We start from the raw sequence: 22118 nt of genomic DNA on the forward strand, positions 1-22118 counted from the left end.
ACAGCGTCCGTTCGGCCCGTGTTAGGGCCGGGGCCGTACAACCGGTCGCATGCGAGCAACCATTGAAGTCAACGCGCTGCGCAAGCGGTTCGGCCAGACCACGGCGCTGGACGGCATGTCGTTCACCGTGCTGCCGGGACAGGTCACCGGGTTCGTCGGACCCAACGGGGCGGGCAAGTCCACCACGATGCGGGTGATCCTCGGCTTGGACGCGGCCGACGAGGGCCATGCGCTGATCGGCGGGCAGCCGTACACAAGCCTGCGCGACCCGCTCAGCCACGTCGGTGCGCTGCTGGACGCGGCCGCGCTGCAACCCGGTCGCACCGCGCGCGACCACCTGCTGTGGCTGGCCCACTCCCAGGGCCTGGACGGCAGGCGGGTCGACGAGGTGCTCGAACACGTGGGGCTGCGGTCCGCGGCCCGGCGCAAGGCGGGCGGCTTCTCGCTGGGCATGCGGCAGCGGCTCGGCATCGCGGCCGCGCTGCTCGGGGACCCGCCGGTGCTCATGCTGGACGAGCCGGTCAACGGCCTGGATCCCGAGGGCATCGTGTGGATGCGCGGCTTCCTGCGGTCGCTGGCCGGCCAGGGCCGGACCCTGCTGGTGTCCAGCCATCTGATGAGCGAACTGGAGGACACCGCCGACCATCTCGTGGTGGTGGGCAAGGGCCGCGTCATCGCCGACACCAGTGTGGCCGACCTCATCACGACCGCCTCCCGCGGCCGGGTCACACTGCGTACGGCGGCGCGCTCCGCGGCGATGTCAGTGCTGGGCCACGCCGGCGCCACCATCGCCGCCACCGATCGCGACACTCTTGTCGTCTCAGGGCTGCCGTCCGAGCACATCGTGGCCGTCCTCAGCGCGAACTCGGTGCCGTTCTCCGAAGTGGCGGCGCATCGGGTGACGCTGGAGCAGGCCTATCTGGACCTCACCGGCGACGCGGTCGAGTACCGGGGAGCGGCACGATGAGCACCATCTCACAGCGCTCCGAGCCGCGGACCGGGCGCGGGGGCTTCGGGCGGCTACTGCGCGCCGAGTGGACCAAGTTCAGGACGGTACGCGGCTGGGTGGTCGCCATGACGGCAGCGGCGCTGGTCACCGTGCTGCTCGGGCTGCTGTCCGCGTCCGGTGAGCACTCCTCGTGCAGCGCCGGCCCGGTCGAGACCGCCTGCCCACCGCCTCTGATCGGGCCGGACGGCGAAGCGGTGGACGACTCCTTCTTCTTCGTGCACCGGTCACTGGCCGGGGACGGCAGCATCACCGCCCGCCTCGCCTCCTTGACCGGCGAGATCCGCAAGCCCGACCTCATCCCAGGGCAACGGAACACGATCGCCGGGGTCGTGCCATGGGCGAAGGCCGGAATCATGATCAAGGAAAGCACCAGGCGGGGCGCACCGTATGCGGCGGTCATGATGACCGGCGAGCACGGGGTGCGGATGCAGCACAACTTCACCCATGACGTGGCCGGCCGGCCGGGCCGCGTCTCCAGGCAGTCGGCGCGCTGGCTGCGGCTGACCCGCTCCGGCGACACCCTCACGGGGTACGAGTCCGCCGACGGCACGAACTGGACTCACCTCGGCACCTCATCCCTGGCCGGGCTGCCGGCGACCGTCCAGGTCGGGCTGTTCGCGGCCTCCCCGGGCGACCTGACGGTCACGCGGGGAGATCTCGGCGGGTCCATCGCGGCGGTCCGCTTCACCGAGGCCACCGGCGAGTTCGACCAGGTCAAGCTGGAGGGCGAGGTGTCCGGCACGTGGCGCGACGACGACATCCGCGGCGGCCCCCTCACGCCCGACGGGCAGGTGCACCACCCGGGCCGTGCCAGCCAGTCCGGCGGCACCTTCTCCGTAACCGGCGTCGGCGACATCGCGCCGGTCATAGAGGGCCCGTTCGTCGAACGCCCCCTCGGCAGCGCGCTGACCGGGCTGATCCTGGTGATCGTGGTGGCGGTCATGTTCATCACCGCCGAGTACCGGCACGGCCTGATCCGTGTCACCCTGCTGGCGGGCCCGCGCCGCGGCCGGACGCTGGCGGCCAAGGCCCTGGCGCTCGGCCTGGTCACCTTCGCCATCGCCCTGCCCGCCATCGCGATCACGTTCACGGTCGGCGGGCAGATCCTGCGAGCCAACGGCAACGCCATCCTTCCGGCGCCGGTGCTCACCCAGGTGCGCATCGTGGCCGGCATGGCGGCGGTGTTCGCACTGGCCGCCGTGCTCGCCCTCGCCCTCGGCGCGCTGCTGCGGCGCGGCGTCGCGGCGGTCATCACCGCCGTCGCGGTGATCGTGGTGCCGCTCGTCCTCGCGACCACCTCGATCCTGCCCGACAGCGCCGCGCGATGGCTGCTGCGCGTCACCCCGGCGGCCGGCTTCGCCGTCCAGCAGAGCATCCCCGAGTACGCGCACGTGCTCGGCCACTACGCGCCCACCGCCGGGTTCTACCCGCTGCCACCGTGGGCCGGCCTCGCCGTGCTGGCCGGTCATGCCGCGCTCGCCCTCGGCGTGGCCGTCTTCCAGCTCCGCCGGAGGGACGTATGAGACATCGCCCCCTGTACGTCTCCGGGAGTCGCGGGAGGAACGCATGAGAGAGCACCTGCATGCGGAGTGGACGAAACTCCGTACCCTGGCGGGCACCGGCCGGCTGCTGCTCACGATCGTCGTGCTGACCGTCGCCGTCAGCGTCGCGGCCTCCGCCGTCGTGTCCTGTGCCTCGGAGGACTGCGGCTACGACCCCGCCAAGATCAGCCTCTTCGGGGTCCAGGTGAGCCAGGCGGCCGTCGCCGTCCTGGCCGTCCTGACGATCAGCGGCGAATACGGCACCGGCATGATCCGCGTCACCCTGACGGCCATGCCACACCGGACCTGTGTGCTGGCCGCCAAGGCGATCCTCCTGGCCGGGCTGACCCTGATCGCCGGGAGCGTCGCCGTGCCGGCCTCCGCGCTGCTCGCGCGGCGCATCCTGCTCGACAACGGCTTCGCCCCCGAGATGCTCATCCTCACCAGCGGCCCCATGCTGCGCGCCGCCTTCGGCTCGGTCCTCTACCTGGCGCTGATCGCCCTGTTCAGCCTGGGGGTCGCCACCGCCGTGCGGGACTCCGCGACCGCCATCGGGGTCGTGCTCGGCCTGCTCTACCTCTTTCCCGCCCTCCTCTTGATGATCGCCGACGAGGACTGGCAGCGGCTTGTGTGGCAGATCTCCCCGATGAACGCCGGGCTCGCCATCCAAGCCACCACCAACCTCACCAGCCTGCCCCTCAGCCCCTGGGCGGGCTTGGCCGTGCCGGCCGCCTGGGCCATGACGGCGCTGCTGGGCGGCGGGCTGCTGCTACGGGTGCGCGACGCGTAGCCGCCCGCCGGGGTTCGGCGGCAGGTGGGCCGGACGCCGGGTGATATCGCCTTCTTGACCAGGACGTGAGGATCGCCTGACCCGGCTCGGACCTAGCCTTGGAGTGGAAGGGATAGGCCGATGATGATCATTAATATCGTGCTTGGGCTGATCGCCCTCCTCGTCATCTGGGCCGGGTTCAGCGGCATCCGCATCGTCAACCAGATCGAGCGAGGCGTGATCTTCCGCCTTGGCCAGGCCCAGCGGAAGATCCGCCAGCCAGGTCTCAACCTGATCATTCCGGGCGTGGACCGGATGAAGAAGGTGAACGTGCAGATCGTCACGATGCCGGTGCCTGCGCAGGAGGGCATCACCCGTGACAACGTCTCCGTCCAGGTCGACGCCGTCGCCTACTTCCGCGTGCAGGACCCGCTGCGCGCGGCCGTCCAGGTGCAGAACTACCTGTTCGCCGTGGAGCAGGTGGCGCAGACGTCGCTCCGCTCGATCATCGGTAAGAGCGAGCTGGACGACCTGCTGTCCAACCGTGAGGAGCTGAACAGGGGCCTGGCGCTCATGATCGACAGCCCGGCGCTCGGGTGGGGCATCCACATCGACCGCGTGGAGATCAAGGACGTCCATCTGCCCGAGTCCATGAAGCGTTCCGTGGCCAGGCAGGCCGAGGCCGAACGGGAACGGCGGGCCCGCGTGATCACCGCGGAAGGTGAGTTCCAGGCCGCGCGGAAGCTCGCCGATGCCTCGGCCATCATGTCCGAGACTCCGGGCGCGCTCCAGTTGCGGCTGCTGCAGACCGTGGTGGAGGTGGCGGCGGAGAAGTCCTCCACGCTGGTCATGCCCCTGCCCGTGGAGCTGCTGCGCTTCTTCGACCGCGCTTCGCGGCCCGCCGAGCGCGGCGCCGAACGGTCCTGGGAGGAATCCGGCGAACCGGAGGAACTGCCGGACCCGGCCACGCCCGAGTTGGCACAGGCCGACGAGGTGGTGCGCAGGTCCTTCGCCTACCACGCGGGTGAGGAGGCGGACCGGCGGTAGGCCGGCGCGGGGCGCCTCGACGGCGGGTCGGGCGGGGGCCGTGCCGCCGGCGAGGGATCGGGCAGTCGTGCGGGAGTGGCATGCTGGCCCGGCGGCCGTGTGCGCGGTCCTCCTGTGGAGCGGCGCGGGCCGCACTACTAGCATGATGCAAGCAACCTGGGCGGCGGTCGTGTGCCGCAGGTGACTCACCCGTGGCGAAGGAGCGTCCGATGCTCGGCAGGCTGTACGACAACGAGGTCTGTTCGGCCGCGCGTGCCCTGGAGGTGGTCGGGGAGCGCTGGAGTCTGCTGATCATCCGCAACGCCATGTTCGCCGGCGCCACCCGCTTCACCGAGTTCCAGCGCCGGCTGGGCATCGCGCCCAACATCCTGGCCAACCGGCTGGAACGCTTCGTCGAGGCCGGCCTGATGGAGACCAGGCCCCAGCCGGACGCCCCCGAGACGCGCGAGTACGTCCTGACCGGCAAAGGGCTCGACCTCCAGCCGGTGATCATCGCGCTCACCCACTGGGGCGACCGCTGGGCCGCTCCGAACGGGCCGCCGATCATCTACGAGCACGACGGCTGCGGCGGCACCGTCCACCAGCGCCTCTCCTGCGAAGCCTGCGCGGCCACCCCCGCGCCCGCCCAGGTCAGCGCCCGGCGCGGCCCCGGCATGCCCCCCGGCCGCTGAGCCGAGCACCGTCACCGGCATCAGCACCGTCACCGGCATCAGCCGCGTGGTCAGCCGCGTGGTCAGCGGCTTGGTCAGCGGCGTGGTCAGCGGCGTGGTCAGCGGCGTGGTCCGCCGCTGCGGCCGCGGCCCTGGCCGCTGGTCAGCGTCTCGAGGAGCGGGCCGATGCGATATTGCACCGGGGTCGTCAGGGCGATCTCGGTGGTCGAGCGGACGACGCCGCGGATGGTCAGGACCTCCTGGATCAGCGACTGGAGCTCGGCGTGGCTGCGGCAGGCGACCCGGGCCATGACGTCGCTGGTGCCGGTGGTGGTGCAGACCTCGAGCACGTGGCTGAGCCGCCCGAGCCCGTCGGTGACCTCCTGCAGAGCACCCTGCGCGAGCTGCAGGTGCAGGAACGCGATCACCGGCAGGCCGAGACGTTCGAGGTCGACGCGGGCGCTGAAGCCCGCCAGGATCCCCGACTCGGCGAGCCGCTGGTAGCGGGCCTGGACGGTGTTGCGGGCGACCCCCAGCTTGGCCGCGAGCTCGCTGGTGCCGGCCCGGGGGTCGTCGGACAGCGCGATCAGGAGCTCCGCGTCGAGCCGGTCGATGCTGGTCAAGCGCTCACCTGTCGTCGGTCGCCGTGGCTGCTGGCTGAGCAAGAAGCTCAAGATTATCGCAGGGTGTTGACATCCTGACCATCTGACTTCGGGTCAGCGCACATCGGCGTCAGCTCCGATGGATCCGGCGCCCGGCTCGTCCGAGACCGGTAGGCCGGCGTGATGCCGCGGCCGAGGGCGAAGCCGCTGTTGTAGCCGCTCCCCGTCGTGGTGAGAGCCGCGACGGATCCGACCGCGTACAGGCCGGGGATCACATTCCCCGCCTCGTCGAGCACGTGCCCGTCGCCGTCGATGTGGACGCCGCTCGACCCGGTCCCGGTGCCGGCCGGGGTCCTCATGGCGCTGTGGGAACGCCTGCTCGCCGGGCGTCCGGCCGGGGCCTACATACACAGAACCTGACCAAGGACGGCACCTCGCTGGTGCCGCCCGGGGGCGGCCGAGAGCGCGATCAGGAGCTCCGCGTCGAGCCGGTCGATGCTGGTCGCTGTGCTCACCTGTCATCGCTCGCGATGGTCGCCAACTGCGCAGCATGCTCAAAATTCTGGAAGAACGTTGACTAATTGGACGCTCTAACCGCACATTAGCGCACAAATACGTCAGCTCTGAGCTCGATGAAAGAGGGTGCCGTGACCCAGACCACCGAGTCGGTCGCCGGTGCTGAGGCCCGGATCAGTCTCGCCGATCGCTATCGCCCGGGAGCCCGTCCGGTGCTGCTGACGGGCGTCCAGGCCGTCGCCCGACTGATCGCCGAGCAGCACGAGCGCGACGGCCGGGCCGGCCTGCGCACCGCCACCTTCGTGTCGGGATACCAGGGCAGCCCGCTGGCCGGGCTCGACAAGACGCTCGCGGGCCTGAAGTCCCTGCGGGACGACCACGACCTACGCCTGCTGCCCGGTCTCAACGAGGAGCTCGGGGCCACGGCCGTCTGGGGCAGCCAGACCGCGCTGCCCGCCGGCCGCCGGACCCACGACGGCGTCGTCGGCATCTGGTACGGCAAGGGCCCCGGCGTCGACCGGTCGGGCGACGCGATCCGGCACGCGTCCACGTACGGCGTCGACCCGCGCGGCGGGGTGCTGGCCCTCGCGGGAGACGATCCCGGGTCGTCGTCGTCCACGCTGCCGTGTGTCAGCGAGCGCGCGCTGGCCGCGATGGGGCTGCCGGTGCTGTATCCGCGCGACGCAGGGGAACTGGTCGCCCTCGGGTTGTACGGCGTCGCCCTGTCGCGGGCGTCCGGCTGCTGGGTCGGCGTCAAGGTCGTGGGCGGCGTGGCCGACGGGATCTTCACCGTCGATCGCGACTTCGCCGGCCTGCGGATCGAGATCCCCTCGCTCGAGTGGGAGGGGCGGCCGTGGACCTACCGGCAGCGCACCCTGCTGTCCCCGACCGACAGCCTGCTCGCCGAGGACGACCTGTTCGGCCCCCGGTGGGCGATGGTCGAGGCGTTCGGAGCCGCCAACCCCCTCGACGTCGTCGACGTCGACCCCGCGGACGCCTGGCTCGGGATCGCCGCGCCCGGGGCGACGTACGACGCGGTGCGGCAGGCCCTGCTCGACCTGGGACTCGACCAGCGAGGTCTGGACCGGGCCGGGATCCGGCTCATGCGCATCGGGATGCCCTACCCGCTCGGGTCCGCCACCCTGCGGTCGTTCGCGCGCGGGTTGCGGCAGATCGTCGTCGTGGAGGAGAAGACCGCCTTCGTCGAGAGCCAGGTGCGCGACCTCCTGTACGGCTCGTCCGGCTCACCGGCGGTGCTGGGCAAGCGCGACGCGGACGGCGGGCCGCTGGTGCCCGCCGGTGGGCTGCTGACCGCCGACCGGCTGGCCGGGCCGCTGCGCCGGCTGCTCACCGGCCGGGTCGAGCTGGCCCCGCCCCCGCCGGCGCCCCGGATGACGCTCAGCCTGACACCGACGGCCGCCCGCAAGCCCTACTTCTGCAGCGGCTGCCCGCACAACCGGTCGACGGTGCTGCCCGAAGGGTCGCTCGGAGCCGGCGGCATCGGGTGCCACACCATGGTGACGATCGCCGATCGCGAGACCTCGCAGGTCACGTCCCTGACGCAGATGGGCGGTGAGGGGGTCCAGTGGCTGGGGCAGGCGCAGTTCACCGACGTGCCGCACATCTTCCAGAACGTCGGTGACGGCACGTTCTTCCACTCCGGCCAGCTGGCGCTGCAGGCGTGCGTGGCGGCCGGGGTGAACATCACCTACAAGATCCTCTACAACCAGGTCGTCGCGATGACCGGCGCGCAGGACCCCCAGGGCTCCCTGAGCGTCCCGGCGCTGACGCGCAAGCTGCACGCCGAAGGCGTGTCCAGGATCGTCGTCTGCTCCGAGCAGCCTCGCGGCTACCCCAGGCGGGACCGGTTCGCGCCGGGAACGCTCGTCTGGCACCGTGACCGGCTCGACGAGGCGCAGCGGCTCCTGCGCGACACGCCGGGCGTCACCGTGCTGATCTTCGACCAGCAGTGCGCCGCCGAGGCCAGGCGGCTGCGCAAGCGCGGCCGGCTCCCCGAGCGGACGCGACGGGTCGTCATCAACGAGAGCGTCTGCGAGGGGTGCGGCGACTGCGGGGTGAAGAGCAACTGCCTGTCGGTGCAGCCCGTGGACACCGAGCTCGGCCGCAAGACCCGGATCGACCAGACCTCCTGCAACACCGACTACACCTGCCTGCGGGGAGACTGCCCGTCCTTCGTCACGGTGCGGGTCGGCGCGCCCCGGAAGTCCGCCTCCGGGAAGCGGCCCGAGCCCCCCGCGGTGGCCGATCCCGTCCTCCCCGCGGCGAGCCCGACGTTCGACGTGTTCCTGGCCGGGATCGGCGGCACGGGCATCGTGACGGTCAACGCCATCCTCGCCACCGCCGCGCTGCACGATGGCCTGCGCAGCGCCGGGCTCGACCAGACCGGCCTGTCGCAGAAGGCCGGCCCGGTGACGTCGCACCTGCGGCTCTCGGCCGGCGGCGGTGAGCCGGCCAACCGGGTCAGCGCCGCCGGCGCCGACACCGTCCTGGCGTTCGACCTGCTCGTGGCCGCCGACGCCCGGCACCTGACCCTCGCCGATCCCGGCCGCACCGTCACCATCGCCTCGACGAGCCGGACGCCGACGGGGGAGATGGTCTACGACCCCGGCGTCACCTACCCGGACGCCGGGCCGATGCTCGCGCGGCTGCGGCGCTCGGCGTCCACGCTGCACGAGCTGGACGCGCTCGGCGCCGCCGAGGCGCTGTTCGGCTCCACCGACGTGGCCAACCTGCTGGTCGTCGGCGCCGCGTTCCAGGCCGGCGCCCTGCCGCTGACCGCGCGGGCCATCGAGGAGGCGATCGCGCTCAACGGGGTGAAGGTCGACCTCAACACGGCCGCCTTCCGCTGGGGCAGGGTCAGCGTCGCCGATCCCGCCGCGTTCGCCGGGGCCGTCTCGGGAGCCTCCGGCGGGCCCGCGCGGCCGGCCGTACCCGATGGATCGGAGTTCCTGGCCGGCCGGCCGATGCGGGGCGAGACCGCCCGGTTGACGGGCGTCCGGGCCGCGGGACTCCAAGCCCACTCCGGCGCGGACGCGGCCCGCCGCTACGCCGACCTCGTCGAGGTCGCGTGGACGGCGGAGCGCGCCGTGGGCGACGCGACGGCCTTCAGCGAGGCGGTGGCCCGCGGCGCGCACCGGCTCTGGGCCTACAAGGACGAGTACGAGGTGGCCCGGCTCCTCACCGACCGGGCCCTGGAGTCGTCGGTCGCCGCGCAGGTCCCCGGTGCCGCGAAAATGACCTACAACCTGCATCCACCGATGCTGCGCTCGATGGGAGTCGACCGGAAGCTCGTCCTGGGCCCCTGGTTCCGGCCGGTGCTGCGCGCGCTCGCCAGGGGCCGGGTGCTGAGAGGCACGCCTCTGGACCCGTTCGGGTTCGCGCGCGTCCGGCGCCTCGAGCGGGCGCTGGCGGCCGAATACCGGGACGTGGTCACCGAGCTGGCGCGGACGCTCGACGCCGCGAGCCACGACCGGGCGGTGGCGGTCGCCGAGGCCGCCGAGCTGGTGTGCGGCTACGAGGGCGTCAAGCTGGCCGGCGTCCAGCGCTACCGCGAGCGGCGCGCCGAACTCGGTGTCCCGCTCGGCGACGGAGTGCTGCGGCTCCTGCGCTGACCACGGGTTTCGGCACCGGCCCCGCCGGGGGAGTCGCACGAAGGTTCGCCTCTAGTGTCAAGTCTCCTAACCACCGTTGCTCGTCCGGCTCCATGCCTGCACACGATCTTTGTCCTAACCCTTGAGTAGGTCTTGACGTGAGTGTTCTACCGACTACATGCTGAACGCCAGGCCCGATCCGGAGGATGTCGCGAATGATCACCCCAGAAGCCAGCGTCGCCACCTTCACCATCAGCGGTTTCGATGCGGCGAAGGACGTCTACCGCCAGAAGGACCTGCGGCAGGCGCTCTACGACGAGGGGGAGGTCGTCATGGAGGACGTTCTGGTCAACCTCCACGGCGACGAGCACCGGCGACGCCGGCGGGTCGAGAACCGCATCTTCCGGCGCGAGACCTTCGACCACTACGAGCGTGACCTGTTCCCCAAGGTGACGGAGCGGACCCTGGCCCCCTACGTGGCCAAGGGCGGCGTCGACCTGGTCCACCTCGGGCACGAGCTGATGCTCAACCTCGCCGCGCTGACCGCCGGGATCGACCGGCCGGAGGGCACCGCCGAGGAGACCCGGCGGCTGTACGACTACATGCAGTGGTTCATCAAGGGCGCGACGCTCGCGCACTCCACCGAGGACAAGCAGGCCCTCGCCGCCCGGATCAGCCAGGCCCTCGAAGAGTGGGACGAGGAGTTCCTCAAGCCGTCCATCGCCCGCAGGAAGGAGGCCCTGGCGGCGCTGGAGGCGGGAGAGATCACCGAGGACGACCTGCCGAAGGACGTCCTCATGACGCTGCTGCGCAGCAACGACGAGCTGGACCTGCCCGCGTACGTGCTACGGCGCGAGATCGCCTTCTTCCTGCTGGCCGGCGCGCACACCAGCGCCACCGCGTTCGTCCGGTCCATCGACCACATCCTGGGCTGGCTGGCCGACCACCCCGAGGACGCCGGGCGCGTCGCCGACGACCCCCTCTTCGTGCAGCGGTGCGTGCACGAGACGGTCCGGCTCAACCCCTCCAGCCCCGTCGGCATGAGGTGGGCACTGGCCGACGTGTCATTGAAGTCCGGGACGGAGATCCCGAAGGGCGCCAAGGTCATCGTCGACCTGCAGGCCGTCAACCGCGACCCGGAGGTGTTCGGGCCCGACGCCGCCGACTTCAACCCGTACCGCGAGCTGCCAGCGGGGGTCGGCCCGTTCGGCCTGTCGTTCGCCGCCGGCATCCACGTGTGCATCGGACAGGATCTGGCGGCCGGTGTGGTGCCGAGAGGCGACACCGATCCCGGCACGCACCTGTTCGGCCTGGTGCCCGGCGCGGTGCGGTATCTGTTCAACCAGGGGGTCCGGCGCGACCCGGCGAATCCGCCGCAGCGCGACGCCCACACGCAGCGCCCCTACTGGGGCACGTACCCCGCCCTGCTGGGCTGAGTGCGCGCCCGGACGGGCATCGAATTCGGAGCGATCAGGTGAGGGAGCAGATGGGTTTCGAGGTACGGGTCGACAAGGACGTCTGCATCAGCTCGGGCAAGTGCGTGGCGGACGCGCCGGCGGCCTTCCGGTTCGACGACGACGAGATCGCCGAGCCCACGGGTGACGTGAGCGCGCTGAGCGACGACGACATCATCGAGATCGCGCGGAACTGCCCCTCCGGCGCCATCCAGGTGTTCGACCAGGGAGCCGAGGTCGCGCTCGACTGAGCGCGCCGGCCCCGCGCTCGGCCGAGCGCGCCGGCCCTGTCCGCGACGCGGCCGGCGCTCGATTGAGCGCGCCGGCCCCCGCGCTCGGCCGAGCTCGCCGGCCTGACCACGACGCGGCCGGCGCTCGATTGAGCTCGCCCGGCCCCGCCCGTGCATCGGCCCGGTCCACCGTGAGCCGGACGTCGCCCGGCTCTCGGACGTCGCCCGGCTCTCGGAGGTCGCCCGGCTCTCGGAGGTCGCCCGGCTCTCGGAGTGCACTCGGCTCGCGGACGGTGCCGGTGTCTCAGCTCGCCGTCCATCCCCCGTCGACCGGCAGCAGGACGCCGTTCACGTACGAGGCGGCGTCGGACAGCAGGAACGCGGCCACGGTGGCGATCTCCTCCGGCTCCCCGGCCCTGCCCGCCGGAACGCGGGACATCAGCCAGGCCGTCTGGGCGGGGTCGGTCAGCCGGTCGGCGGTCATCGGCGTCCGGATGATCCCCGGGGCGATGGCGTTCACCCGCGCGCCGACCGGAGCCAGCTCCACGGCGGCCGCTCGCGTCATGGCGGCGATCGCCCCCTTCGCGGCCACGTAGTGGATCTGCCCGGCGACGGCGTTCGTGGCCACGACCGAGGCGATGTTGACCACCGCGCCGGTCGCGTTCCGGGCCGCCCAGCGCCGCGCCATTCCCCGGATGCCGAGGAAGGTGCCGACGACGTGCACGTCGAGCATCCTCTGGAAGCCGGCCAGGTCCAGCTCGGTGATGCCGGCCCGGTTGCGGATCCCGGCGCAGTTCACCAGGCCGTCCAGCGGGCCGGCCGCGTCGAGGGCCCGCTCCCACGCGGCCTCGTCGGTCGTGTCGAGGGTCAAGCCGCCCTCGGGGGCATGGAGGTCGGCCGGGATGGCCGTCCACCCGATGCCGTCCAGATGCCGGCAGACCGCCGCACCGATCCCCGATGCGCCGCCGGTCACGAGAATTCTTGACATGACCACTCCTTAGGTCGTCGCGCGGCTTCGTCCGTCGAGGGAAGCCAGCAGCCGTTGCGTGCGGGCGAGCAGGTGCCCGGCCCTGGAGAAGGGGTCGCATCGGGCGGCGAGCCGATCCGACTGGACCTCGACGCTGAGCGGGACGGCGGGGCTCACCTGGGCCAGCAGTCCGGCGAGGGGCAGCTCGCCCTCTCCGGGGGCCAGGCGCTCGTGCCTCGCCTCCCGGGACAGCGCCTCGAGCCCGTGCGGCGCGCGCGCCGGCGCGTCGCAGAGCTGCACGTAGCCGATCCGTCCCGCCGGGACGCCGGCCAGATCCTCGGGCGACTCCCCGGCGCGGTGCAGGTGCAGTGCGTCCACGACCACGACGGCGTCGGTGAGGTCGTTCCCCTCCAGCAGGGCGAGCGCGGCGGCCAGGCTCGGCACGCCGGTGAACCGCATGAACTCCAGGGCGATCCGGGTGGTGTGACCCCGCGCCGCGTCGTGGAGCCTGCACAGGTCGGCCGCCGTGGCGGCGTCGTCCTCGTGCTCGCTCACGGTCAGCAGGAACCGGGCTCCGAGCGTCTCGGCCAGGTCGAGCAGCCGTCGCCGGTCGTCCACGGGGCGGCCCGGACCCAGCCGCACCACTTCGACGTCCAGCACCCGCAGCCCGAGGTCGTCGGCCTGACGGCGCAGCCGCGCCGCCTCGGTGAGGCTGACGGACGCCGGGTCGAGCCGCAGGCCGGCCGCGTCGTAACCCGCGGCGCCCGCCGCTTCGAGGACCCGCGTGGGACGGGCATCCAGTACGGTTCCTGCCGCGAGTGAGATCACCCTCGTAACGCCCTTCGGTCGGATGGCCGCGAATCCACGACGGCGAACTCTAGTCGTTATATTGATCACTACGATTGATGGCCGGTCGTGGCCGGATTCACCTGACGCCCAGCGCTCCGAGCATGCCCAGCACGAAGCCGTGCGCCGGCGCCGGAACGCCCCGCTCGGCGGCCAGCCGATGGACGGCGCCGGCCATGCTCGACAGCTCGGTCTCGCGGCCGTTCATGACGTCGGCGCACATGGAGGTGTAGTGCTCGCCCGTGCCCTCGAACACCCGGCTCGCGTGGGCCCAGGCGTCGTCGGGGTCCAGGATCACCCGCTGCGCGGACGCGACCGCCACCACCTCGTCGAACATCTGCCGCACCAGCGACCGGCCCTCGGCGGTGGCCCACACCTGGCCCACGGTCAGCCGCAGGACCGAGCTGACCGGGCTCATGACGGCCAGCGCGAGCTTCCGCCAGATCTGCTCGCTCACCTGCGGAGTGTGGGTGGCGGGCAAGCCCGCGGCGTTCAGCGCGCCGACCAGGCCGGCCGCCCGCCGCCCGCCCCGGGCCTCGTCCATCTCGCCCATGCAGGTGAAGGTCTCGCCCGTGGCCGTGGCGCCGGAGATGGAGATCCGGCCGGGGGACAGCAGCGCGGCGCCGACCGTCGTGGCGCCGACCAGCGAGCGCTCCTCGCCGAAGACGGCGGCGAGCCGGGAGGCCAGCCCGAGGCCGTTCTGCAGGCTGACCGCGACCCCTCCCGGAGCGAGGGCGGGCACGACGGACCGCGCGGCCGGCGAGGTGTCGTACGTCTTCGTCAGGATGACGACCGCGTCCAGCGACGCCGGGGGCAGGTCCGCCGCGTGGAGGGCGACGTCGAGGCCGACGGACCAGGACGTCTCGCCGGGGGGCCGCACGACCAGGCCTCGGTCGGCGATCGCCCGCGCATGCTCGCCACCACGGCCGATGAGGACGACGTCGTGGCCGGCCCTGGCGAGGAAGGCCGCGAAGGCGGACCCCATCCCACCGGCTCCGAGGACTCCGATCCGTCCTGCTGTCACCAGTCCTCCAGGTTGACGATGTGGGCGCCGCGGGCCGTCGCCGCCATGGCGGGATGCGCGCGAGCGACAGTCCGGAACTGAGCGTCACTAGAACCCTAGCGCCGTAAAGGGCACACGGCTAGCCTTCGTGGGACAGGTGGTGCCGCCGTCCGGGCGGCAGCCGAAACGGAGGATCCCGTGAGTCTCACCGAGAACATGAGCGCCGCCGCCTCCCGCCGTGTCACCAGCGAGAGCGACCCGCGCTTCCAGATCGCCGCCGCTCGGCGGATCCTGCACAGGGAAGGGCTCGACAGTCAGGTCGGCGGCCACGTGAGCCTTCGCGTGCCGGGCGAGGACGCGTTTCTGGTCACCCCGTTCCAGTACTTCGACGAGACGCTGCCCGAGCACGTGAGCAAGGTCGGGTTCGACCTCGAGGTCATCGAGCCGGCGACGTTGCCGGCGTCGGTCGGGATCAACTTCCACGCGTCCATCTACCAGGCCCGGCCCGACGTGAACTGCGTCATCCACACCCACGCCAAGAACATGTCGGTGCTCAGCACGACGGGCGAGCCCTTCGGCGTCTACTACGACTACGCGGCGCTGCTGCTCGACGAGGTGGTGCCGTGGGTGGACGACCCGAACCTGGTGCCGTCCGAGGAGGGCGAGCTGATGGTGGAGGCGCTGGGCGGGCGCAAGGCCCTGCTCATGGGCCACCACGGCTCGCTGCACGTGGGGGACACCCTTGAGCACGTGACCGTGGAGGCGCTGCTGATGGAGCTCTGCGCCGGTTACCAGCTGGCCGCGATGGCGGTCAACGGCCGGCCGCTCGACCGCACCACCGCCGAGAGCTACCGCTCGGCGTACCTCAAGAGCAGCTTCCGCGAGCAGATGTGGGCGGCCAACTACCGGCGGCTGCTGCGCAGCGACCCCGATCTGTTCGCGGTCCTCGCGGAGGCGGGGCGGTAGGAGTGCGTGGGCGACGGCGCCGGCAGGCGATCACGCTGCGGGACCTGCGGGAGGCGGCCCGGCGCCGGCTGCCGCGGATGGTGTTCGACTTCGTCGACGGCGGCGCCGAGGACGAGTTCACGGTCGGGGAGAACCGGCGCGCCTTCTCGGACGTCGCGTTCCGCCCGCGTGTGCTGGTCGATGTCAGCTCACGTCCGCAGGCGGTCACCGTGCTGGGCCGGCGGCTGGAGATGCCGGTCATCCTCGGCCCGACGGGGCTGGCGCGGATGGTGGGCCGCGCCGGCGAGGCCGCGGCGGCCGTGGCGGCGCAACGGTTCGGCACGGTGTCGGTGGTCAGCTCGGGGTCCAGCGTGTCGTTCGAGGACGTCGCGAGCTCCGTCGCCGCGCCGCAGTGGTTCCAGCTCTATCCCTGGGGCGACCGCGCCACGATCCGGGCGCTCATCGCGCGGGCCAGGGACTGCGGGTTCGGCGCCATGGTGGTGACCGTCGACGTCCCGGTGGTGGGAGCCCGCGAGAAGGACCTGCGCAACGGCCTGACCGTCCCGCCCCGGGTCGACCTGCGCACCGGCTGGGACGTGCTGAGCCATCCCCGGTGGCTGGCCGAGCTGGTCACCGGGCCCAAGGTCACCTTCGCGAACTTCACCGGGCTCATGCCGGAGCAGCGCACGACCAGCGGGCTGGCCGCCGCGACCGCGGGCCTGCTGAACCCCGGCCACACGTGGGCGGACCTGGAGTGGATGATCGCCGCCTGGGACGGTCCCGTGCTGCTCAAGGGCGTGATGACGGCCGCCGACGCCCGGCGGGCGGTGGACGTGGGGTGCCAGGGCGTCGCGGTCTCCAATCACGGCGGGCGCCAGGCCGACTCCCTGCCCGCCGGTCTCGACGCGCTGCCCGAGATCGTGGCGGAGGTGGGCGGCGAGGCCGACGTCCTCCTCGACGGCGGCGTGCGCCGGGGCGGCGACGTCGTCAAGGCGCTGTCCCTCGGGGCGCGGGCGTGCCTCGTCGGCCGTCCCTGGCTCTACGGGCTCGGCGCGGGGGGCACGGCGGGCGTCGGACGGGTCCTCGAGATCCTGCGTGACGAGATCGACCGCACCCTCGCGCTCATCGGGCGGCCGGGTGTGGGGAGCCTGGACGCCTCGGCGATCCGCGTGCGGCCAGGGCGCGGCTGGGTCGATTCCCCCGGTGACTAGCGCGATCACCCGGGCAAACGGTCGTCGTTAGACCCTTGACTACGCTCCAGCTGGCTTCATAGATTAACGGCACGTTACACGCGTAACACCTTTCCTCCCCCCGACGGCCCCTTTCGGAGGTCCGGATGGCTCGCAAGCCACACATGGTCACGGCGGCACTCTTGGTCGCCGTGCTCGCATCAGCCTGCGGAAACGTTTCGAGCGACGCCGGCACTTCCGCCCGCTCGGGTGAGACGCCCCCAGGAATCACCCAGGACGAGATCACACTCGGCGCTACCCTGCCCCTTACGGGTACGGCGGCGGTCGCCGGGCAGGGCCTCGAAGCCGGTTTGAAGATCGCCGCGGACGAGATCAACGCGGCTGGGGGAATCAACGGCCGCAAGATCAAGCTGGTCCTGCTCGACGACGGGTTCACGGCGGACCGCGTCGTCACCAACGTGCGCCGCCTGGTCTCCCAGGAGAAGGTGTACGCGCTGGTCGCGCCGGCCGGATCGCAGGGCCTGCCCGGCACGTGGTCCTTCATCGCCGAGAACGGCACCCCGGTCTGGGGCCCGGTCTCCCCGGCGGACCCCAAGCAGCAGGAGGTCTACCTGCTGAGCGCGACGCGGGCGAGCCAGCAGCAGGTCGCGATCGACTACTTCGCCAAGCAGGGATCCAAGAAGCTGGCGGTCATCAAGCAGGACAACGACCTCGGCGTCTCCATGAAGCAGGCGCTCGACCTCCAGATGCCCAAGCACCCCGACGTGAAGATCGTGGCGAACGAGGACGTCCAGCCCGGCTCGACCGACGTGAGCTCGGCGGTGAACAAGGTCATCGCCGCCGAGCCCGAGGCGCTGCTGCTGGCGACCGACAACAACCAGGTCGCCCTGATCCTGCAGCACCTGCGCCAGCGCAACATCACCATCCCCGTCTTCGCCGACCAGGGCGGCGCCGGCACCGGCGGCACGAGCGCGGTCGGGCCCGCCGGCGCCGCGGCCGAGGGCTTCATCGGCGGCATGCAGGCCGACGTCGTCTCCACCGACAACCCGAGCGTCGAGCACTGGCGCGCCCTCGCCAAGCAGTACCAGGGCCAGCAGGGCGAGAGCGGCTTCTCCCTGCAGACGTACAGCTTCCTGAAGGCCTTCGCCGAGCTGGTCAAGCGGCTGGGCGACGACGTCTCCTACGCCAACTTCAACAAGACGGCCGAGAGCCTGGCCGACAACCCGATCTCGCTGGGCTCCATCCCGGACATCGAGTGCGGCAAGCTGCCGGACGGCCACACGTGCGTGCAGCAGGCGGGTCTGGCGGAGTTCAAGGGCGGCAAGTGGACGGTCCTGCAGGGCTTCACGGCAGCGAAGTGAGCCGCCACCGGCCGGCCGGGCACAGCGCCCGGCCGGCCGGCCCCCCGAAGTCGTACTGGACCGGAGCGGAGAGACATGTTGCAGACAGTGCTCAGCGGACTGGAGTCCGGGAGCTGGTTCGCGCTGCTGGGCCTGGCCATCGTCGTGGTGATGAAGGCGGCCGACGTCCCGAACTTCGCCATGGCGGAGATCGGCCTGGTGGCCACCTACGTGGGCACGGTGCTGAACGCCGCCGGAGGCTCGTTCTGGCCGGCCGTGGCCGTCACCCTCGTCGTCGGCACGCTGCTCGCGATCGTCATCGACCTGGCGCTGATGCGCAAGCTGGCCAAGTACGGCCACTTCCCGCTGCTCCTCATGACCATCGGCCTGTCTCTGGCGTTGAACGCGCTCATCGGGCTGATATGGGGACACGAGCCGCGCAGCTTCACAGCGCCCTGGTCCGGCAACCACATCGACATCGGCGGCCTCGACGTCAGCTGGGCGCAGGTGGTCACCATCGCGGTCGGCGCCCTCGGAGCGATCGGCATCACCGTCTTCTTCCGGTCCTCCGTGGGGGCCCAGATGCGAGCCGTCGCCGAGAACCGGGAGACCGCGCGGCTGATCGGCGTCAACGCCGGCCGGTTGTCCGCGATCGCCTGGGGGCTGGGCGGCCTGATCGCGAGCACGGCCGTCATGCTGCAGGCCCAGTCCACGCTGGTCTCCACCCACTCGGCGGCCTCGCTCATCATCTACGGGTTCGTCGCCGCCACCATGGGCGGCTTCGTCTCATTGTTCGGCACCTTCGTCGGAGGCCTCACGCTGGGCATCATCCAGCAGCTGGTAGGCACCTACATCTCGACGTCGGCGCAGTTCGCCGTCGCGTTGCTGGCCGTGTTCGTGGTGCTCATGCTCCGTCCTGACGGGTTCACCAAGGGGATGAGGTTGAGAGATGTCTGAGGCGGCACGAGCCACAGCGACGACCACGCACACGGAGGATCCGAGTATGGCCATCGCCGGCGCCGAAGCGGCCAGCGACCAGCGGGCACGCAGCGTTCAGCGCACCAAGGGCCTGGTGGCGGTCACGGCGCTGCTGCTGCTGTTCGCGGCGCCCTTCGTCTTCAACACATATTTCCTCTTCGTCCTGAACCTCACCCTGGTCTACGCCGTCGCCGCCCTCGGGTTCAACCTCCTCGTGGGGTGGTCCGGCCAGATCGGGCTGGCGCACGCCGCGCTGTTCGCGATCGGCGCGTACGGCAGCGCGATCGCCATGGAGCAGGGCGTGCCGTTCCTCCTCACCATCCCGCTCGTCGGGATCGTCGCCGGCGCCCTGGCCGTGCTCATCGGGTTCCCGGCCATCCGGCTCACGGGCTTCTTCCTGGCCATCGCCACCCTGGCGCTGGGCATGGCGATCATCGAGCTGCTCAAGGGGGCACGCTCGGTGACCGGCGGCGGAGGCGGCATGAACGTCCAGGTCTTCACGTTGCCCGGCATCACCGGCAGCGCCTCGACGTACTTCGTCACCCTCGCCGTCGCCGCGCTCGGCTTCTTCCTGGTGCGCCGGTCGCTGATCGGGCGGTTCGGCCGCACCCTGCAGGCCGTCCGGCACCTGGGACAGCTGTCCGGCTCGCTCGGCGTCTCGGCGCTGAGGTACCGGCTGATCGCCTTCGGGCTGTCGGGCTTCATCGCCGCCATCGCCGGGTCGCTGTACGGGCAGCTGCAGACGTTCGTCTTCCCGGCCATGTTCGAGATGAACCTGCTCGTGCCGATGCTGGTCATGGTGTTCGTGGGCGGAGCGGGCTCGCACTGGGGGCCGCTCATCGGCGCGGCGTTCGCGGTGGTGCTGATCGAGCTCTTCCAGGACCTGGGAGACCTGCAGGCCATCGCCTATGGAGTGGTTCTCATGGTGGCCATCGCCGTCCTGCCCGGCGGGCTCGTCTCCCTGTTCGCCACGTTCAGAGACTCACGGTCGATCGGGCGGCTTTTCGCGCGACGCACCGCGTCAGAGGGTTCGGAGGTGGGTCGATGATGTCGATCGATACGTCAACGGGCTCGGCGGCGGCGAACTCCGCCGTCGGCGAGCCGGTCGTCGAGCTGGACGGGATCAGGATGTCGTTCGGGGGCAACGTCGTCCTCGACGACGTCAGGCTGCCGGTGCGCCCCGGTTTCACCGGCCTGATCGGCCCGAACGGCGCCGGCAAGACGACCTGCCTCAACGTGATCTCGGGCTACCTGCGTCCCGGCCAGGGGGACGTGCGGTTCGGGGGCCGGAGCATCGTGGGCGGTTCCGCCCATCAGATCGCGAAGCTCGGCGTGTCACGTACCTTCCAGACCCCTCGCCTGATCCCGCACCTGTCGGCCACCGACAACGTGATGGTCGGCGCGGGGCGTCACTACCGCGGCGGGCACCTCGCCGAGCTGTTCGGCCTTCCGTCCGCGCGGCGCGACGAGAGGCGGCTGCGCGGCCAGGCCCGCGACCTGCTGGAGACGTTCGGGCTGGGAGACCATCCCGAACGCGCGGCGAGCCAGTTCCCCATCGGCAGCCAGAAGATCATCGAGGTCGCCCGGGGGCTGCTGAACGAGCCGCGGCTGCTCCTGCTGGACGAGCCGGCGGCCGGTCTCGGCGCGGAGGACGTCGACCGGCTGGTCGCCGGCCTGACCAGCTGGGCGGCGGGCCGCGACGCGGCGGTCCTGATCATCGAGCACGACCTGGAGCTGATCACCCGGCTGTGCCCGGCGGTCGCCGTCCTGCACTTCGGGCGCATCATCCAGTCCGGCGCGCCGGCCGACGTGCTGCGCGACCCCGTCGTTGTCGAGGCCTACCTAGGAGCCGACTTTGCTGCTGGAGATTGAGGACGCCCGCACCGGCTACGGGCGGCTGGAGGTCCTTCACGGCGTCTCGCTGAACGTGGCCGAGGGGGAGATCATCACCGTTCTCGGGCCCAACGGCACCGGCAAGACGACGCTGATGCGGCTGCTGTCGGGAGTGGTGCCGCTGTGGTCGGGCAAGGCCCGCTTCGACGGCGCCGACCTGCTCAAGGCGACACCGGAGAAGCGCGCGTCGCTCGGCCTGTGCCAGCTGCCCGAGGGCAGGGGGATCTTCCAGACCCTGACCGTGGGCGAGAACCTCCACCTCGGAACCGCGGGCCGCAAGGCGTCGGCCGCGCAGGTCCGCGGCGACCGGGACCGCATCCTGGGCATCTTCCCCGAGCTCGCCGGGCGCCTGACGGCCTCGGCGTCCTCGCTGTCGGGAGGGCAGCAGCAGATGCTCGCCCTGGCCCGGGCGATGATGGGCCGGCCGCGGCTCCTGCTGATCGACGAGCTGTCGTTCGGCCTGGCGCCGAGGATCGTGCACGACCTGTTCGAGGTGGTGCGCGAGCTGCGCGACGACGGTGTCACCTTCCTCATCGTCGAGCAGCAGGCCTCCGCGCTGCGGATCTCCGACCGCACGTACGTCATGCGCAACGGCCGCAACGAGCTGGACCGGGCCTCGGACGAGCTGCTGGCCTCGGACGAACTGGTCGCGTCCTACCTGCGCTGACGCGTCCTACCTGCGCTGACGTTGTGTCCGCGCGGGGGAGTGCCCGCGCTGGAAAGTCGCCGCGCCGAAGAGCCGTACCCGCGCCGAAGAGGAGACACCGTGGCTTGCGACCCTCCGCACCTGACACCCCTGCCGGAGCGGTTACGGCTGATGGATCCACCGCCGGCGGACGCAGTCCTCGCGCTGGTCGACGAGGAGCACGCCCGGTGGCGGCAACTGCACGACCGCCTGATCTCCCTCATCGCCGGCCTGCTGGACATCGCGGCCGGCGACCGCGCCCTCGACGACGTCATCTCCAGGCTGATCGGTGAGGCCACCGTCGGGCTGGACGAGCTGGTCGGCACGCGGATCGACGCGGGCGAGGTGGCGGCGCTGCTGCGCGCCCACGGCTCGGTGGGCACGGTCGAGGTCCACGGCGCGACGACGACGTTCCGCCACGCCTGCGGCAGCGGGGGACGGTACTGGCGCGACAACCCCGCGACGGCCACGGTGGCCGAAGGCGAGGTGCCGGGAGTCCCCGCGGGACGCCCGAGATACTGCGCCCGATGCGTCCGCAGCATCGACGCCTACGGCGGGCGAGCCTGGACGGTCGCGCCGCCGGCCGCTCCGGACGTGCCATGCGTATGGACAGTGTCCACAGACGCCACCGCAGATCCGGGCCACCCTCCGAACATCGGCCACGATCCGGGCCACGCTCCAAGCATCGGCCACGGCCCCGGCCACGGTTCGCGTGGTGGCCTGGATGACGGCCTGAGCGACGGGGCGTCCTGATTCGCTCCCGCCCGGCCGGGCCGGAGGGGGCCGCGGCCGAGGCTCGTGCCACGGGCGGGCGCTCACCGCGCGGCCGGGGGATGTGGGCG

21 protein-coding genes are annotated in these 22118 nt (G+C 71.8%); 16 read left to right on the top strand and 5 right to left on the bottom strand.

What is annotated here, in order from left to right; translation table 11 throughout:
* Nucleotides 1-49: 49 nt before the first annotated feature.
* The 5 genes from AB0C16_RS29075 (at nucleotide 50) to AB0C16_RS29095 (ending at nucleotide 5037) form a co-directional block, all read left to right on the top strand.
* Complete coding sequence (locus AB0C16_RS29075; protein WP_357687292.1) at nucleotides 50-967, top strand: ABC transporter ATP-binding protein; 918 nt, start codon at nucleotides 50-52, stop codon at nucleotides 965-967.
* Nucleotides 964-2532 carry a hypothetical protein gene (locus tag AB0C16_RS29080; RefSeq protein WP_357687294.1) on the top strand — a complete coding sequence of 523 codons (1569 nt, stop codon included), beginning with the start codon at nucleotides 964-966 and terminating at the stop codon, nucleotides 2530-2532. The genes AB0C16_RS29075 and AB0C16_RS29080 overlap by 4 nt, the downstream gene beginning before the upstream one ends.
* Nucleotides 2533-2575: 43 nt before the next feature.
* Nucleotides 2576-3340: an ABC transporter permease gene (locus tag AB0C16_RS29085; RefSeq protein WP_357687296.1), complete on the top strand. Its 765-nt coding sequence runs from the start codon at nucleotides 2576-2578 to the stop codon at nucleotides 3338-3340.
* A 120-nt stretch (nucleotides 3341-3460) separates the two neighbouring features.
* A complete protein-coding gene (locus AB0C16_RS29090) occupies nucleotides 3461-4366 on the top strand; it encodes an SPFH domain-containing protein (RefSeq protein ID WP_357687298.1) in 906 nt (301 codons plus the stop codon).
* A gap of 209 nt (nucleotides 4367-4575) precedes the next feature.
* Entirely contained in the window at nucleotides 4576-5037 is a 462-nt protein-coding gene (locus tag AB0C16_RS29095; protein WP_357687300.1) for a helix-turn-helix domain-containing protein, read from the top strand.
* 98 nt (nucleotides 5038-5135) lie between these two features.
* Here AB0C16_RS29095 and AB0C16_RS29100 read toward each other — a convergent pair whose 3' ends face one another.
* Together AB0C16_RS29100 and AB0C16_RS29105 are read right to left on the bottom strand one after the other, a co-directional pair.
* On the bottom strand, nucleotides 5136-5639 hold the full coding sequence (locus tag AB0C16_RS29100; protein WP_357687302.1) for an Lrp/AsnC family transcriptional regulator: 504 nt from the start codon (nucleotides 5637-5639) through the stop codon (nucleotides 5136-5138).
* A 53-nt stretch (nucleotides 5640-5692) separates the two neighbouring features.
* A complete protein-coding gene (locus AB0C16_RS29105) occupies nucleotides 5693-5977 on the bottom strand; it encodes an FAD-binding protein (protein WP_357687304.1) in 285 nt (94 codons plus the stop codon).
* Nucleotides 5978-6265: 288 nt separating this feature from the next.
* Here AB0C16_RS29105 and AB0C16_RS29110 point away from each other — a divergent pair, with 288 nt between their 5' ends.
* The 3 genes from AB0C16_RS29110 to AB0C16_RS29120 all read left to right on the top strand — a co-directional run bounded on the left by AB0C16_RS29110 (nucleotide 6266) and on the right by AB0C16_RS29120 (nucleotide 11450).
* Nucleotides 6266-9766, top strand: a complete 3501-nt coding sequence (locus AB0C16_RS29110; RefSeq protein ID WP_357687306.1) for an indolepyruvate ferredoxin oxidoreductase family protein — start codon at nucleotides 6266-6268, stop codon at nucleotides 9764-9766.
* A 194-nt stretch (nucleotides 9767-9960) separates the two neighbouring features.
* Complete coding sequence (locus AB0C16_RS29115; RefSeq protein WP_357687308.1) at nucleotides 9961-11181, top strand: cytochrome P450; 1221 nt, start codon at nucleotides 9961-9963, stop codon at nucleotides 11179-11181.
* A gap of 38 nt (nucleotides 11182-11219) precedes the next feature.
* Complete coding sequence (locus AB0C16_RS29120; RefSeq protein WP_357687310.1) at nucleotides 11220-11450, top strand: (4Fe-4S)-binding protein; 231 nt, start codon at nucleotides 11220-11222, stop codon at nucleotides 11448-11450.
* Between the two features lie 283 nt (nucleotides 11451-11733).
* Here AB0C16_RS29120 and AB0C16_RS29125 read toward each other — a convergent pair whose 3' ends face one another.
* From AB0C16_RS29125 to AB0C16_RS29135, 3 genes are all read right to left on the bottom strand, one after another.
* Nucleotides 11734-12417 (bottom strand): SDR family oxidoreductase, encoded by a 684-nt coding sequence (locus AB0C16_RS29125; protein ID WP_357687312.1) that lies wholly within the window; start codon nucleotides 12415-12417, stop codon nucleotides 11734-11736.
* A 9-nt stretch (nucleotides 12418-12426) separates the two neighbouring features.
* Nucleotides 12427-13224, bottom strand: coding sequence for a TIM barrel protein (locus AB0C16_RS29130; protein ID WP_357687314.1), 798 nt, complete (start codon nucleotides 13222-13224; stop codon nucleotides 12427-12429).
* A 97-nt stretch (nucleotides 13225-13321) separates the two neighbouring features.
* A complete protein-coding gene (locus AB0C16_RS29135) occupies nucleotides 13322-14266 on the bottom strand; it encodes a 2-dehydropantoate 2-reductase (protein ID WP_357687315.1) in 945 nt (314 codons plus the stop codon).
* Nucleotides 14267-14443: 177 nt separating this feature from the next.
* Here AB0C16_RS29135 and AB0C16_RS29140 point away from each other — a divergent pair, with 177 nt between their 5' ends.
* The 8 genes from AB0C16_RS29140 (at nucleotide 14444) to AB0C16_RS29175 (ending at nucleotide 22029) form a co-directional block, all read left to right on the top strand.
* Nucleotides 14444-15211 carry a class II aldolase/adducin family protein gene (locus AB0C16_RS29140; RefSeq protein ID WP_357687317.1) on the top strand — a complete coding sequence of 256 codons (768 nt, stop codon included), beginning with the start codon at nucleotides 14444-14446 and terminating at the stop codon, nucleotides 15209-15211.
* A 2-nt stretch (nucleotides 15212-15213) separates the two neighbouring features.
* Entirely contained in the window at nucleotides 15214-16401 is a 1188-nt protein-coding gene (locus AB0C16_RS29145; protein ID WP_357687319.1) for an alpha-hydroxy acid oxidase, read from the top strand.
* Nucleotides 16402-16526: 125 nt separating this feature from the next.
* Nucleotides 16527-17741 carry an ABC transporter substrate-binding protein gene (locus AB0C16_RS29150; protein ID WP_357687321.1) on the top strand — a complete coding sequence of 405 codons (1215 nt, stop codon included), beginning with the start codon at nucleotides 16527-16529 and terminating at the stop codon, nucleotides 17739-17741.
* Nucleotides 17742-17816: 75 nt separating this feature from the next.
* Entirely contained in the window at nucleotides 17817-18677 is an 861-nt protein-coding gene (locus tag AB0C16_RS29155) for a branched-chain amino acid ABC transporter permease (protein ID WP_357687323.1), read from the top strand.
* Nucleotides 18678-18723: 46 nt separating this feature from the next.
* On the top strand, nucleotides 18724-19746 hold the full coding sequence (locus AB0C16_RS29160; RefSeq protein WP_357687325.1) for a branched-chain amino acid ABC transporter permease: 1023 nt from the start codon (nucleotides 18724-18726) through the stop codon (nucleotides 19744-19746).
* Nucleotides 19743-20570: an ABC transporter ATP-binding protein gene (locus AB0C16_RS29165; RefSeq protein ID WP_357687327.1), complete on the top strand. Its 828-nt coding sequence runs from the start codon at nucleotides 19743-19745 to the stop codon at nucleotides 20568-20570. Before AB0C16_RS29160 ends, AB0C16_RS29165 begins: the two co-directional genes overlap by 4 nt.
* Nucleotides 20554-21258 carry an ABC transporter ATP-binding protein gene (locus tag AB0C16_RS29170; protein WP_357687329.1) on the top strand — a complete coding sequence of 235 codons (705 nt, stop codon included), beginning with the start codon at nucleotides 20554-20556 and terminating at the stop codon, nucleotides 21256-21258. The genes AB0C16_RS29165 and AB0C16_RS29170 overlap by 17 nt, the downstream gene beginning before the upstream one ends.
* Nucleotides 21259-21357: 99 nt before the next feature.
* Complete coding sequence (locus tag AB0C16_RS29175; protein WP_357687331.1) at nucleotides 21358-22029, top strand: hypothetical protein; 672 nt, start codon at nucleotides 21358-21360, stop codon at nucleotides 22027-22029.
* Nucleotides 22030-22118 lie beyond the last annotated feature (89 nt).

It is taken from the genome of Nonomuraea sp. NPDC048916, from assembly GCF_040649575.1.
Lineage (GTDB): Bacteria > Actinomycetota > Actinomycetes > Streptosporangiales > Streptosporangiaceae > Nonomuraea.